General features: G+C 73.2%; 16 protein-coding genes and 1 tRNA gene. 6 read left to right on the top strand and 11 right to left on the bottom strand.

Annotated elements, in window-relative coordinates; all coding sequences use genetic code 11:
- Positions 1 to 70 precede the first annotated feature (70 nt).
- Positions 71 to 152: transfer RNA gene (locus AC24FB_RS12080), tRNA-Leu, on the top strand.
- 25 nt (positions 153 to 177) lie between these two features.
- Here the strand turns inward: AC24FB_RS12080 and AC24FB_RS12075 are convergent.
- Positions 178 to 423 carry an addiction module protein gene (locus tag AC24FB_RS12075; protein ID WP_425715031.1) on the bottom strand — a complete coding sequence of 82 codons (246 nt, stop codon included), beginning with the start codon at positions 421 to 423 and terminating at the stop codon, positions 178 to 180.
- A 123-nt stretch (positions 424 to 546) separates the two neighbouring features.
- Between AC24FB_RS12075 and AC24FB_RS12070 the strand changes: the two genes are divergently transcribed.
- Together AC24FB_RS12070 and AC24FB_RS12065 are read left to right on the top strand one after the other, a co-directional pair.
- Positions 547 to 1,083 (top strand): DUF4916 domain-containing protein, encoded by a 537-nt coding sequence (locus AC24FB_RS12070; protein ID WP_425715032.1) that lies wholly within the window; start codon positions 547 to 549, stop codon positions 1,081 to 1,083.
- A gap of 92 nt (positions 1,084 to 1,175) precedes the next feature.
- Entirely contained in the window at positions 1,176 to 1,574 is a 399-nt protein-coding gene (locus tag AC24FB_RS12065; RefSeq protein ID WP_425715033.1) for a DUF3054 domain-containing protein, read from the top strand.
- A gap of 18 nt (positions 1,575 to 1,592) precedes the next feature.
- Here AC24FB_RS12065 and AC24FB_RS12060 read toward each other — a convergent pair whose 3' ends face one another.
- The 3 genes from AC24FB_RS12060 to AC24FB_RS12050 form a co-directional block, all read right to left on the bottom strand.
- Positions 1,593 to 2,306: a hypothetical protein gene (locus AC24FB_RS12060; RefSeq protein ID WP_425715034.1), complete on the bottom strand. Its 714-nt coding sequence runs from the start codon at positions 2,304 to 2,306 to the stop codon at positions 1,593 to 1,595.
- A gap of 63 nt (positions 2,307 to 2,369) precedes the next feature.
- Positions 2,370 to 2,666, bottom strand: coding sequence for a hypothetical protein (locus AC24FB_RS12055; protein WP_425715035.1), 297 nt, complete (start codon positions 2,664 to 2,666; stop codon positions 2,370 to 2,372).
- On the bottom strand, positions 2,659 to 3,354 hold the full coding sequence (locus tag AC24FB_RS12050) for a hypothetical protein (protein ID WP_425715036.1): 696 nt from the start codon (positions 3,352 to 3,354) through the stop codon (positions 2,659 to 2,661). Before AC24FB_RS12050 ends, AC24FB_RS12055 begins: the two co-directional genes overlap by 8 nt.
- A 253-nt stretch (positions 3,355 to 3,607) precedes the next feature.
- Between AC24FB_RS12050 and AC24FB_RS12045 the strand changes: the two genes are divergently transcribed.
- Positions 3,608 to 4,258, top strand: coding sequence for a hypothetical protein (locus AC24FB_RS12045; protein ID WP_425715037.1), 651 nt, complete (start codon positions 3,608 to 3,610; stop codon positions 4,256 to 4,258).
- A 12-nt stretch (positions 4,259 to 4,270) separates the two neighbouring features.
- On the opposite strand, the gene rdgB is transcribed toward AC24FB_RS12045, so the two are convergent.
- From rdgB to AC24FB_RS12030, 3 genes are all read right to left on the bottom strand, one after another.
- On the bottom strand, positions 4,271 to 4,903 hold the full coding sequence (gene rdgB / locus AC24FB_RS12040; RefSeq protein ID WP_425715056.1) for an RdgB/HAM1 family non-canonical purine NTP pyrophosphatase: 633 nt from the start codon (positions 4,901 to 4,903) through the stop codon (positions 4,271 to 4,273).
- 107 nt (positions 4,904 to 5,010) lie between these two features.
- Positions 5,011 to 5,775: a ribonuclease PH gene (rph, locus tag AC24FB_RS12035; RefSeq protein WP_425715038.1), complete on the bottom strand. Its 765-nt coding sequence runs from the start codon at positions 5,773 to 5,775 to the stop codon at positions 5,011 to 5,013.
- A gap of 256 nt (positions 5,776 to 6,031) precedes the next feature.
- Complete coding sequence (locus tag AC24FB_RS12030) at positions 6,032 to 8,704, bottom strand: phosphoenolpyruvate carboxylase (protein WP_425715058.1); 2,673 nt, start codon at positions 8,702 to 8,704, stop codon at positions 6,032 to 6,034.
- A gap of 233 nt (positions 8,705 to 8,937) precedes the next feature.
- On the opposite strand from AC24FB_RS12030, the gene AC24FB_RS12025 reads away from it, so the two are divergent.
- Together AC24FB_RS12025 and AC24FB_RS12020 are read left to right on the top strand one after the other, a co-directional pair.
- Positions 8,938 to 9,567, top strand: a complete 630-nt coding sequence (locus AC24FB_RS12025) for a ClpP family protease (protein ID WP_425715040.1) — start codon at positions 8,938 to 8,940, stop codon at positions 9,565 to 9,567.
- On the top strand, positions 9,564 to 10,151 hold the full coding sequence (locus tag AC24FB_RS12020; RefSeq protein WP_425715041.1) for a ClpP family protease: 588 nt from the start codon (positions 9,564 to 9,566) through the stop codon (positions 10,149 to 10,151). Before AC24FB_RS12025 ends, AC24FB_RS12020 begins: the two co-directional genes overlap by 4 nt.
- Before the next feature lie 141 nt (positions 10,152 to 10,292).
- Here AC24FB_RS12020 and AC24FB_RS12015 read toward each other — a convergent pair whose 3' ends face one another.
- The 4 genes from AC24FB_RS12015 to AC24FB_RS12000 form a co-directional block, all read right to left on the bottom strand.
- Complete coding sequence (locus tag AC24FB_RS12015; RefSeq protein WP_425715042.1) at positions 10,293 to 10,640, bottom strand: helix-turn-helix domain-containing protein; 348 nt, start codon at positions 10,638 to 10,640, stop codon at positions 10,293 to 10,295.
- A 114-nt stretch (positions 10,641 to 10,754) separates the two neighbouring features.
- Complete coding sequence (locus AC24FB_RS12010) at positions 10,755 to 11,549, bottom strand: MBL fold metallo-hydrolase (RefSeq protein WP_425715043.1); 795 nt, start codon at positions 11,547 to 11,549, stop codon at positions 10,755 to 10,757.
- On the bottom strand, positions 11,546 to 12,370 hold the full coding sequence (gene murI / locus AC24FB_RS12005) for a glutamate racemase (protein WP_425715045.1): 825 nt from the start codon (positions 12,368 to 12,370) through the stop codon (positions 11,546 to 11,548). Before murI ends, AC24FB_RS12010 begins: the two co-directional genes overlap by 4 nt.
- 10 nt (positions 12,371 to 12,380) lie before the next feature.
- Entirely contained in the window at positions 12,381 to 13,151 is a 771-nt protein-coding gene (locus AC24FB_RS12000) for a DUF2017 family protein (RefSeq protein ID WP_425715047.1), read from the bottom strand.
- Position 13,152: the final 1 nt, after the last annotated feature.

The following is a 13,152-nucleotide window of genomic DNA, read 5'->3' as shown; positions in this document are numbered from 1 at the left end:
GTCGTCGGTCGACGTGGTGATCGTCGGCCGACGACGACGTAGGCTCGTCCTTCGCGGGCCGTGCCCGCGAGCGCGAGTGGCGTAACTGGCAGCCGCGCCAGGTTTAGGTCCTGGTGCCTTCGGGCGTGCGGGTTCGAGTCCCGCCTCGCGCACCTTGCGGTTCCCGCTGGTCCAGGGTCATGCAGTAAGCGAGGCACGTAGACGCGCATGGTGCTCGTCAGCATGCAACGCCTCCACCGCCTCCACCGTGCCGGCCCTGACCTCGGCCAGCCGCCGAACAGCCTCGTCACGCCACTCTTCTTCGCTCTCACCCACGCCGGACGCGTCTTCGAGGCTCTCGATGAGGGCGCGCGCGACGACTGCGCGCTGGTCCACGTCGAGCGCGAGCGCGTCGCGGATCAACCCTGCAGTGTCGCGTGCCATGCCTGTCGGCCTAGCGACCGCGCCCGAACGAGTCCCGACTCGTGCACAGGTCCCGGCGAGGTCGTGCGTTCCCCGGCCGCGGCGGAGTCGCGCCGACGCACGCCGCCGGGGTAGAAACGACGGGTGAGCGACATCGCGTCCGACGACATGGGTCCCTGGCTGTCCGAGGAGGAGCTCGAGCTCGTCCGCCGCAAGGTGCCGATGCTCTACGTCGACGTCGTCCCCGTGCGGGTCGGCGAGAACGGCACCCTCGAGGCGGTCGGCCTCCTCCTGCGCGCGCGGCCCGAGGGGACCATCACCCGCGAGCTCGTCTCCGGCCGCGTCCTGTTCCAGGAGACGGTGCGCCAGGCGCTCGTGCGCCACCTCGACAAGGACCTCGGCCCGCTCGCGCTCCCCCAGCTCCCGGTCTCCCCGGTGCCGTACGCGATCGGCCAGTACTTCCCCACGCCCGGCGAGCACTACCTCGACCCGCGCCAGCACGCGGTGTCGCTGGCCTACATCGTGCCCGTCGCCGGCGACTGCAGCCCGTCCAACGACACCCTCGAGCTCAGCTGGTTCACCCCGCGCGAGGTCGTGACCCCGGAGATCACCGGCGACATGTCCGAGGGGCACGCCGACCTCGTGCGCCGCGCGCTCGCGCACCTCGGCCGCCTGCCGTGACGAGAGGCGGGGAGCGGGTCGGGGACCGTCCCGCTCGTCACGACGACGTCGGTCGTACGGGGACCGGAGCCTCGCCCACCCGACCCGACGGCGTGACACCGGTCGCGCGGCGTCGTGGCGTCGTGTGGTGGGCGCTCCTCCTCGACGTGGCAGTGGTCGCGGCCTTCACACTCGGCGGTGCGGACGCCCACGAGCGGGGCGCCGGGGACCTGGCTCGCATTGCGTGGCCGTTCCTCGCCGCGCTCGCGATCACGTGGGTGGCGGGTCGGCTGTGGCGTGCCCCGACCTCGCTGTGGCCCACCGGGGTGCTCGTCTGGCTCGGCACCCTCGGGATCGGCATGGCACTGCGCGCACTCACCGGCGGCGGGACCGCATGGACGTTCGTGCTCGTGGCTGCCGGCCTGTTCGCCGCCGGCTTCCTCGGTTGGCGGCTCGTGGTGCTGGTCGTCCGGCTTGCGACTCGACCCGGTTCCGACCGCACCCGACCGTGAGGAAGCAGCTTCCGCTCGTCAGTCCTGCGCCTTGAGTGCGTAGGGCCACTCACCCGAACGGAGGGACGGGGTCGAGGAGATGGTGGCAAGCAGCTCGTCGAACGGCGTCGTGTCCTTCAGCTGGTTGGCGAGCTCGATGAGGTTGGCGATCGTGAAGCCCATCATCACGAGGGAGCCGACGAGCCCGATGATGCCGAGGACCCCCGAGACCCCGAATGTGACGGGGGTGGCGAGGATCGCGACGATCGACGCGAGCAGCAGGACGATCTCCCCGACCCACAGCAGGCCCGAGTTACGGAAGTCGTCGATGGCTTCGCCGTAGATCTCCAGCTCACGTGCGATGTCGCGGGCGTGCTGCTCGATGAACGTCATCGCGTCGCTCTGCGGCGTGCGGGCGTTGGCGTAGGCGGTGGCACCGTCCGCCGACCAGTGCTGCGGTCCGACCTCGGTGGTCTGGAAGTCCGTGATGGTCTCGAGCACGGACTCCGCCCACGCGATCCAGTCATCCTTCGCCTGCTGCACCGCGGCGTCGTCCCGGACGTTCAGCTCGACGCGATCGGCGTCGCCGGCCGCGTTCGCGCAGCCGTCAGCAAGATCGTTCGCGGGGCCACTGACCGCACTGCTGACCACCGGCGGGACCTGGTTCGGAAAGTTGCGCAGGCCGCCCTCGGCATCACGCAGCTCGCCCGAGACTCGGCGTAGCTCGGACCTCAGGAACTCGGCGCTCGACATATCGTCCTCTTCTCAGTTCGTCGTCGGTGAGTCGTCGTGGTGGTCCATACCCAGAGGCGGAGGTCAGGTGCGAGTATCGAACTCGTACTCGGACTCCTCGTCCGTCTCCTCGTAGTGGTTGCACGCGGCCGTCAGGGCCCCCGCCATCAGTTCCATCTCGTCGCTACCTCCACCGGCGATCGCAGCCATCGTCGTACGGATGGAGTCGTAGACGCCGCCGACCCCGCCGCTCCAGGAGGAGCTGTCGACCGTGAACGACTCCGCCCGGCCCTTGAGGCTCGTGTACTCGTCGGCGAGCGTCGTGTTCCAGGTCGTTGCCACCGAACGCACGACGCTGTAGGTGATCTCGATATCAGCCATCGGTCTGTCTCCGTCCTTCGTCGTCCTCTGTCAGCGGGATGCTCCGTACCAGGTCGAGCCCACGGTCGATCGTGGCCTGCTGGCGGTCTGCCAGGCCCGGGAACTCGAGGTCGAGCTGGGCGAGACGCTCGTCATGTCGCCGAGCCAGCTCCTCGAGCAACGCGAAGAGCTGTACGGCCTGTGTGTCGACCTCGTACCGGGTCGACCAGCCGCGCGCGATCGTCAGTCCGGTCGGCTGCCCTGCGATGCCTTGCAGCGTGAGAAGACCGTCCGGCGACGTCACCTCGTCGGTCTCACTGTGGATCTCGCGGAGCCGCTCGGCATGGGTGGCACGGAACTCGGGATCGAGCAGATCGTCGTTCCCCGACCCGCTCGACGAACGCCAGGAGGCGTCGGTCGCGGCAGTTCCCAGGTGCTCCCGGAGCTGTTCAGGCGTCATCTCGGTCAGTGTCCGCAACCTGGCGAGCAACCCGTCCAGATCAACCTGGTCCATCTGGCTCGTGTCGCGCGCGGCGACCGCCGCGCGATACGCCTCCACCAGATGGAGACCGAGGTCCCTCTCTACGACGATCTCCGGCCAGTCCGCGGCGAGCTCGATGCCGACCGTGCGAGCGTCGTCATCGACGACGAGCAGCACTGCGTCCTGCGAATCCCCGCCCTCGAAGTGCCCGCTGTTCGTGGTGTTCATGCTGTGGTGCCGGTCCTCGCCGTCGGGTGTCTCGTCATGGACGTCGATCTTTACCGAGATCGAGCACGAATCGTGACCCCGTTGCCGGGGAGTCCTCCCCCCCTCGCGATCCTGGACGCAACCGCAGAGCCCCCGCCGGCGCGGCCGGGGAGCAGGTAGCGTCGACGGACCTGATTGGGCCGGTGCTCGGTACGTTTCTCGTGCGGCGCGCGCACCCTGATCCAGATGCCAGTCAAGCGATGAAGGAGCCCGGATGGATGACGACTTCGTGACCACCGAGCAGTTCGTCGCCGGCACCAGTTCCCGACACGCGGCCGAGACGATCACGCGCACGCCCGCGCGGATCGCCGGCCTGCTCGTCGCGACCGCCCTGGTCTACTGGCCCCTCTTCGCGCTCGCGGGGATCCCGTGGTCGGTGCTCGTCGCACTGGGTGCCGCCGCCGTGTCGACCGCGCTCATCGCCTGGCTGGGCCGGCGGGCAGCCCGCGACTCCGCGGCCGGCCTGTCACTCACCCTGTCCCCCGACGGCCTCGAGTACGTCGGTGACTCCTCCGTCCGGCGGATGGCGTGGGACGACGTCCGGGCGGCCGAGGTGATCCCGACGATCACCCCGCTCGGAGGCGGCGCTCCGACGGAGGGGTTCAGCGCCTTCCGCCGCGAGGGCCTGGGGCTGGTGGGCCGCGGCACCACGGAGGTCACGGGCGGTCCGCTGGCGGAGCGCACCTACGCCCAGGACCCTGCGCGCTACGGCACCGACCCGGACAGCGGTGAGTCGAGAACGGCGATCCCGCTGTCCCAGTTCGACGAGCAGTGGGCGCGCCACCGGATCGGCGAATGGGTGGCGCACCACCGGCCCGACGTCGCGCGACAGGCGGCCGCACGCGCGGGTCGCACCGGGAGCTGACCGGACCGGGAGTCAGCGCGCGTCGAGCACGCGCACAACATCGGGGGCGAGGGCACGGAACGCCGCACCCCGGTGGCTGATCGCGTGCTTCTCGGCGGGCGCGAGCTCGGCCGCGGACCGCGTCTCGCCGTCGGGCAGGAACAGCGGGTCGTAGCCGAAGCCGCCGCTCCCCCGCGCCTCGCGCAGCAGGCGCCCCGGCATCTCGCCGCACCGCGTGACCTCGACCGGTGTCGCGCCGGGAGCACCGGGCACCACGAGCGCGGCCGCGCACACGAACCGCGCCGCGCGATGCTCGTCGGACACGTCGGCGAGCTGGGCGAGCAGCAGCGCGTTGTTCGCGGCGTCGTCCCCGTGCCGGCCGGACCAGCGTGCAGAGAACACACCGGGCGATCCGCCGAGCACGTCGACGGCGAGGCCGGAGTCGTCGGCCACCGCGGGCAGGCCCGAGGCCGTGGCGATCGCGCGCGCCTTGAGCAGCGCGTTGGCCTCGAACGTCACACCGTCCTCGACCGGCGGGTCGATGCCGAGCTCCCCGGCCGTGACGACCTCCTCCGGCGCGAGGCCCGGGACGAGCGGGGCGAGGATCTCGCGCAGCTCGGCGAGCTTGCCGGGGTTGTGGGTGGCGAGCACGAGCCGCGGACGGATCGATGCGCCCGCGCCGGGCTCCGGCGTCGGGACCTGCCCGGCTGTGCCGTCACGCCCGGTGACGTGACCGCCCGGGGCGGGCTCCGGCGTCGGGCTCGGGTGGTTCGTCACGCGCCGGCCCCGCCGGCGAGAGCCTCGCGCTGGAGCTCGGTGAGGCGGGCGGTGCCGGTGAGGGCGAGGTCGAGGAGGGCGTCGAGCTCGGCGCGGTCGAACGCCTCGCCCTCGGCGGTGCCCTGGATCTCGATGAACTTCCCGCCCCCGGTGACGACGACGTTCATGTCGGTGTCGGCGGCGACGTCCTCGACGTAGGGCAGGTCGAGGACGGGGCGCCCGTCGACGACGCCCACGGAGATCGCCGCGACGGAGTCCTTGAGCACGCCGGCGCCCTTGCGGACGTGGCCCTCACGCTGGCCCCAGGTGATCGCGTCGGCGAGCGCCACGTAGGCGCCGGTGATGGCGGCGGTGCGGGTACCGCCGTCGGCCTGGAGGACGTCGCAGTCGAGCACGATCGAGTTCTCGCCGAGCGCGGACATGTCGACGACGGCGCGCAGCGACCGGCCGATGAGGCGGCTGATCTCGTGCGTGCGGCCGCCGATCTTCCCGCGCACGGACTCGCGCTGGGAGCGGTCGTTCGTGGCGCGCGGGAGCATCGCGTACTCGGCGGTCACCCAGCCCTCGCCGGAGTCCTTGCGCCAGCGCGGGACGCCGGCCGTGAACGACGCGACGCACAGCACGCGGGTGTCGCCGAACTCGACGAGGACCGACCCCTCGCCCGCCTTCTGCCAGCCGCGGGTGATCCGCACGTCGCGGAGCTGGTCGGGCGCGCGGCCGTCGGCGCGGGGCACGGGTGTGCTCGTCGAGTCAGAGGTCATGGGTCGAGGCTACCGGCGCGCGCCGAGGTGGGCGGTCCGGTCCGGCACCCCGGGCGGCCCCCCCTCCACCGCCGTTGGTCGAGAGTGCGGCTCAGGCCGCTGAACCGCACTGTCGACACGTGTGAGCGCGCGCGGGATCCGTTCTCCGAGACTGCGGTTGGTGCACCAACCGATCGGAGCCGCCCGACGTCGAGGTGCACCAACCGCAATCTCGGCGAGCACCAACCGCAGTCTCGACGAGGAGTCGGGGGGTGGGTCACCCCGTGTTCTGGAGGCCGGCGGCCGCTCCCTTGAGGGTGATGAGGAGGAGCTGGTGGACCTCGTCCGGCACCTCGTCCACGTCACCACGGAGCACGCGCAGCGCCCGCAGCTGGAGGAGCGAGAGGGCGTCGATGTACGGGTTGCGCAGCGCCACGGCGCGGCCGAGCACCCGGTGGGACTGGAGCAGCTCGTCCTGGCCCGTGACCTCGAGGACCCAGCGGCGCGTGAGCTCGAGCTCCTCGAGGACCATGGCGGACAGGTCCTCGCGGTCGCCGAGGGCGAGGTAGCGGGCGGCGATGAGGTCGTCGGCCTTGGCCAGCGACATCTCGATGTTGTCGACCATCGTGGCGAACAGCGGCCACTGCGCGTAGGCGGAGCGCAGGAGCTCGACGTCGCCGACCTCCGCGAGCGCCGTCCCGAGGCCGAACCAGCCGGTCAGGTTGGTCCGGGCCTGCGACCAGGCGAAGTTCCACGGGATGGCGCGCAGGTCGTCGAGCGACTCGACCGACAGGCCGCGCTTGGCCGGCCGCGAGCCGATCGCGAGGTGGCCGACCTCCTCCTGCGGGGTGACCTGGGCGAACCAGGCGGGGAAGCCCTCGGCGCCGACGAGCGCGTCGAACCGCTCGCGGGACGTCGTGGTGAGCCGCTCGGCGAGCTCGGCGAACCGCTCGGCCGCCTCGGCGTTGCGCCGCTCCACGCTCGGTGCGGAGGCCATGAGCGTGGCGGCGGCGACGGACTCGATGTGCCGGATGCCGATGGCCTGGTTGAAGTACCTCGCCGAGATGACCTCGCCCTGCTCGGTCACCTTGAACCGCAGGTCGACGCTGTGCGGCGGCTGCGCGAGCACGGCCCGGTGGGCGGGGCCGCCGCCACGGCCGAGCGCGCCGCCGCGCCCGTGGAACTGGGTGAGCGCGATGTCGTGCTCCTTCGCCCAGTCGGCGATCTGCCGCTGCGCGTCGTAGAGCGCGATCGTGGCGGCCACCGGCCCCACGTCCTTCGCGGAGTCCGAGTAGCCGAGCGTGACCTCGATCTGGCGCCCGTTCGCGGCGAGCCGCTCCTGGACGTCCGGGATGTCGAGCATCTCGGTGAGGATCCGGGGCGCGTTGCGCAGGTCCTCGAACGTCTCGAACAGGGGCACGACGTCGATGACCGGGGCGTGGCGTCCGTCCCCCGCGGCGATCCGCGCGAGCCGGTAGACGTTGGCGATGTCCTCGCTCGACTGGGTGAACGAGACGAGGTAGCGGCCCGCCGCCCCCTCGCCGAGCCGGCGCTGGACGAGGGCGACGGCCCGCATCGTGTCGAGCACCTCCTCGACCGGCACGGCCGGCGGGTGCTCCTCGGGGTCCACCTCCCCGTCGAGGATCGCGAGCGCCTGGCGGTGCACCTTGCTGTGCTGACGCATCTCGAGCTCGGCGCCGTGGAAGCCGAAGGTGACGAGCTGGCGCTCGAGGTCGGCGATGTCGCCGTTCGCGGCCCGGTGCGCGCCGGCGGCCGCGAGCGAGGCGCGGACGGTGCGGATGTCGTCGAGCGCCTCCTCCGGGTCGGCGTAGGCGAGGTCGGCGTCGCGCTCCCGCGTGGCGTCGAGGCGGCCGGCGACGAACAGCAGGACGCGCCGGTGGGTCTCCCCCGGGGAGGTCGAGGCGACCTGCTCCGCGAGCGCCGGGCTCAGCTGGCGCTGCATCTGCCACAGGCGCGAGACCGCGTCGGCCGGGGCGACCAAGGAGTCCGCGACGGTCAGGTGCATGGCGACGTGCCGGGTGCGCTCCCCGATGGTGGCGAGCGCGTGCTCGGACATGATGCGCGAGGCCTCGATCGTCAGGGGCGAGACCACGTTGGGGTTGCCGTCCCGGTCGCCACCGATCCAGCTGCCGAGGCGGACGAACGCCGGCGCGACGGGCTCGGCGATGCCGGCGCCCTCGGGGTCCAGCGCGTCGTCGAGCCGCCGGTAGACGGCGGGGATGACGTCGACGAGCGAGCTGTCGAAGGTCTGCATGAGGGTGCGGACCTCGTCGAGCGGGCCGGGGCTGTAGGGGCGCAGCTCGGCGGTGCGCCACAGCGTGTCGACGGCGGCGAGGAGCTCGCGGTCGATCTCGGCGAGGGCGAACGGACCGAGCCGGTCGTCGTCGCGGGCGTCGATGAGCTCGCCGAGCGTGCGGATCGACCGGGTGACCGCGCGGCGACGCGCCTCGGTCGGGTGCGCCGTGAAGACGGGGTGGAAGCGGAGCTCGCCGAGGCGGCGGCGGGCCTCCTCCTCGCCCACCTCGTCGGCGAGCGCGCGCACGGCGCCCGGCAGCGAGCTGGGGGACGTGAAGCCGCGGCTGCCGCCGCCCTCGGTCTCGCGCAGCACGCGGACGCGCTGCTGCTCCTCGGCGAGGTTGGCGAGGTGGAAGTAGCAGGAGAAGGCCCGGGCCACCTCGATGGCGCGCTCGGGCGTGAAGCCGGCGACGACCTCCTCGGCGCGGGCGATGTCCGTGGCGCTGCTCGCCCGGCGCGCGTCTATGACGAGCTCGCGCAGCGTCTCGACGTCGTCGTACAGCCCCTCGGACCCGGACTCCTTGAGCACCTGGCCGAGCATGTTGCCGAGCAGGCGGACGTCGGCGCGCATGGCGTCGGGGACGCCGGACGCGGTGCCGTTCGGCGTCGTCGTGGTCGTGCCGGTGGACGGCATGCCCGCCGTGGGGGTGCCGGCGGGTGCGGCGCCCGTGGGCGCCCCGCCGGCGGGGTCGGTGGTGGGGTCGAGCGGGTCGGACGCGCGGTCACCTGGTGCAATCACGCGTGCAGGCTAACGGCGCGCCCGGCATGGGCGCAGACGCGACCACCCGGTGGCCGTTCCGCCGAGGGCAGACCTGCCGTGAGCAGCACGGCGCGACCTCACCCCTGCCGGGGTGCGAGCGTCGCCCCATGAGCGAGAACCCACCCCCACCCCGGTTCGACGCCGAGGCACGCCGGTCGCTCTACGACCAGCGCGTGCTCGTCCTCGACGGCCAGCTCGACGACGACAACGGCACTCTCCTGGCCACCCAGCTGATGACGCTCGCCGTCGACGACCCGACCGCCGGGATCGCGCTGTGGATCCACTCCCCCGGCGGGTCCGTCCCGGCGATGCTCGCGATCCGCGACGTCATGCGCACGATCCCGTGCGACGTGGCCACGCTCGCCCTCGGGATCGCCTACAGCGCCGGCCAGTTCCTCCTGTCCGCGGGCACGCCGGGGCTGCGCCGGGCGATGCCGCACGCACGGGTCCTCATGCACCAGGGCTCGGCGGGGATCGCCGGGAGCGCGGTCGACGTCGAGCTGCAGGCGGACGACCTGCGGCACACCCGGGACACGGTGCTCGGCCTCGTCGCCGAGGACACGGGCCGGCCGTTCGCCCAGGTCCTCGAGGACTCCCTGCACGACCGGTGGTACACGGCCGGCGAGGCGAGGGAGTACGGGTTCGTCGACGAGATCGTCACCGACTTCGACGACGTCGCACCCCGCCGTGCGCGACGCATCCCCGCGCTCGGCGGGGCCGTGGGGGCCGCGCGATGAGCTCCTACACGATCCCGAACGTCGTCCAGCGTCATCCGCGCGGCGAGCGCGCGATGGACGTCTACTCCCACCTGCTGAGCGAGCGCATCGTCTACCTCGGCACCGGCATCGACTCCGGGGTGGCCGGCGCGCTCATCGCCCAGCTCATCTACCTCGAGCAGGACGACCCGGCCGCGGACATCCACCTCTACATCACGTGCGAGGGCGGGGACCCCAGCGCGATGCTCGGTATCTACGACACGATGCGGTACATCCGGCCCGACGTCGCCACCACGTGCGTCGGTCAGGCCGTCTCCGTCGGTGCCGTGCTGCTCGCCGCGGGCGCCCCGGGCAAGCGTGCCGTCCTGCCGCACTCGCGGGTGGTGCTGCACCAGCCGGCGGCCCAGGGGCGCGGCTCGATCCCCGACCTCATCCTCCAGGCCGACGAGCTCGTGCGGACCCGGTCCGAGATGGAGTCGATCATGGCCGAGCACACCGGGCAGGGGGTCGAGCGGCTGCGGGCGGACACCGACCGGGACCTCGTCCTCACCGCCCAGGGGGCGGTCGACTACGGGATCGTCGACCGCGTGCTCACGGGCAGGTGAGCGGCGCGGCCGGGCCGCGCACGCCGGTCGGCCGACGGCGGCGAGCGGTGCTCGGGAGACGAACGTCGCCCGGGTCCTGAGCGTCGCGCGGGTCCTGGGCGTCGCCCGCGTGCTGCACGTCGCCCGGGTCCTGGGCGTCGCTCAGGCGGCGACGGCGAGCGTCGCCCGCACCTCGGCCCCACGCGATCGTTGAGCGCCGTGCGCCTCGTGGGCCACGAGCTCCCGGCTGACGGCGACGGTGAGGTCGACGAGCGAGACACCGAGCGCGCCCGCGACGGCGGCGATCATCTCGCTCGAGGGGTCCTTGACGCCCCTCTCCATCTCCGAGAGGTACTGGGGCGAGACGCCCGCACGACCGGCCGTGTCCCCGAGCCGCTCGCCCCGCGCGTGCCGCAGCGCCCGCAGCCGCTCCCCGAGCATGTGGCGCCACAGGGGTTCCTGCGGCGTGCGACGCAGGGATCGCAGCGGTGCGGGTCCGGTCTCGGCCATGGTCGATGGTAGGCCGGTCGCCGGCGGGCCCGGCGGCCGATCCGCTCTCGGCGGAGCGGGATCGGCGGAGCGGGACGCAGCGACCGGAAGTCTGACAGAGCAACCGGGAGGCTGTCAGAGCACCCAGGTGGCGCCGGGTGCCGCGAGGTCGACCTGACCGTCGTACACGGAGCGCGCCTCGTCGAGCACGGTCGGCTTGTCCGTCCAGGGCTGGACGTGGGTGAGGACGAGGCGCCCGACCCCGCCGGTGACCGCGAGCTCGCCGGCGCGCCGGCCGGTGAGGTGGATGCCGCGGGCCTCGTCCCGGTCCTCCTGGAACGCGGCCTCGGACAGGAGGAGGTCGAGCCCCTGCGCCATCGCGTCCTGGCCGGGGCAGGAGTCGGTGTCTCCCGTGTAGCCCAGGGAGACGGTGCCGGCGCCGTCCTCCGACGGCCCGGTCACGCGGATCCCGAACGCCGGTACCGGGTGCCACGCGTCGAAGACCTCGACCGTCATCGGACCGACCGCCACCGGGGTGCCGGTGGACAGGGTGCGGAAGGTGAGGACGTCGGAGTAGTCCTCGTCCTCGTCGTCCCCGCCGACCGCCCGCGTGCGCTCGAGCGTGCCGGCAGGCCCGTGGACGTCGAGCGGCGGGAGCGGGCCGTCCGGGTGCCACCGCCGGTAGACCTGCATCCCGATGAGGTCGACCATGTGGTCCGCGTGCAGGTGGGAGAGCACGACGGCGTCGAGCTCACGGGGGTCCACGTGGTTGAGCAGCGCGCCCATCGCACCCGGGCCGAGGTCGAGCACGATCGACCAGGTGCGCTCCGCGCCGTCCTCCCCCGGACCGCGCGCCTCGACGAGGTAGGCGGACGCCGCGGAGTCGGGGCCGGACATCGAGCCGGAGCAGCCGACGACGGTGAGCCTCACAGCGCCACCGCCCCGCGCCGCGTGGCCTCGACGCTGCGCACCTCGGGGCCGAGGAAGCGGCGGGCGAGGCGCCCGAACTCCTCCGGGTCGCCCGTGGACAGGAACCGGTGCTGCGGCGGCGCGGCGTCGGGGCTCCGCTCGATGTCGTGCGCCACGAGGGTGCGGTAGACGTCCTTCGCCGTCTCCTCGGCGGACGAGACGAGCGTGACGTCGGGACCCATGACGTAGGAGATGGCGCCGGTCAGCAGCGGGTAGTGCGTGCAGCCGAGGACGAGCGTGTCGACGCCCGCCTCCTTCGCGGGCGCGAGGTACTCCTCGGCGACGGCGAGGACCTCGGGGCCCGAGGTGATGCCGGCCTCGACGAGCTCGACGAACCGCGGCGCGGGGGCGACCGTCAGGTCGAGCCGGGGGGCCGCGGCGAACGCGTCGCGGTACGCGCCCGAGTCGACGGTCGCCCGCGTGGCGATGACCCCCACGCGCCCGTTGCCGGTGGCGGCTACCGCGCGGCGGACGGCGGGGCGGATGACCTCGACGACGGGCACCCCGGCGTCGAGCGCGTACCGCTCCCGGGCGTCCGCGAGGACGGCCGCCGAGGCCGAGTTGCAGGCGATGACGAGGAGCTTGACGCCGGCGGTGACGAGCTCGTCCATCACCTCGAGCGCGAGGTGGCGGACCTCGCTGATCGGGCGCGGACCGTAGGGGGTGTTCGCCGTGTCGCCGATGTAGACCACCTCCTCCTGCGGGAGCTGGTCGATGACGGCGCGAGCCACCGTCAGACCTCCGACGCCTGAGTCGAAGATGCCGATGGGCGCATCGTTCATGGCGACGACGCTAGTTCGACCGCGGCCTGGTGTGCAGCGCGTTGATCAGTGACTCCTGCCACCAGGTCAAGGACGTGTAAAGGATCGCCATGGCCTCGAGCACGGCGTCCGGGCCGTCGCTCGCGCCCTTGCCGGCCGCCTCGGCGCGCGCGTACAGCTCGTCGTCCGCGAGCGTGTCCCCCACCCCGAGGCGGGTGCCGAGGACGAGCCGGACGTCGTTGACGGCCCGCAGGACGTCGGCCTCCTGGCCGTCCCGGACGAAGAACGAGCCCCGCGGGCCGGTCGGAGTGTCGAGCTCGTCGACGACCGCCATGATCCGCCGGATCTTGTCCGCCCGCAGCGGCGCCTCGGTGAGCTCGCGCAGCTCGCCCGCGATCGCCTCGTCCTCGGACATCGAGGGCAGCAGCCGGGCCAGTGCCGGGTCGGTCGGGGGCCGGTCGCCCGCGGGGCCGGCGTCGGAGGGGACGAAGTCGAGGGCGGCGAGGACGGCGTCGTCGCCCGTCGGTGCGCCCTCACCCCGCCGGGCGGCGCCCGCCGACGGCGCGGAACCGTCCGGTCTCGCGGAACCGTCCGCCGGGGCTGCGTCGTCGTCGCCGGGGGCGGCCCCGCCCCCGGAGGTGCCGGCGCCAGCGGAGGAGGCTGCGGCGTCGGGCAGGGTGGTGTGCGGCTCGCGATGGCCGAGGAGCTCGGCGACGTCGGAGAACGGCCGGGCGAGGAAGAGTCGCTCGTGGACGTCGAGGTGGGAGGCGATCCCGCCGCGCACGCGCCGGAAGGGGTCCATG

The sequence above is a fragment of the Georgenia sp. Z1344 genome, assembly GCF_057652375.1.
This window is presented reverse-complemented; position numbering and strand designations above follow the sequence as displayed.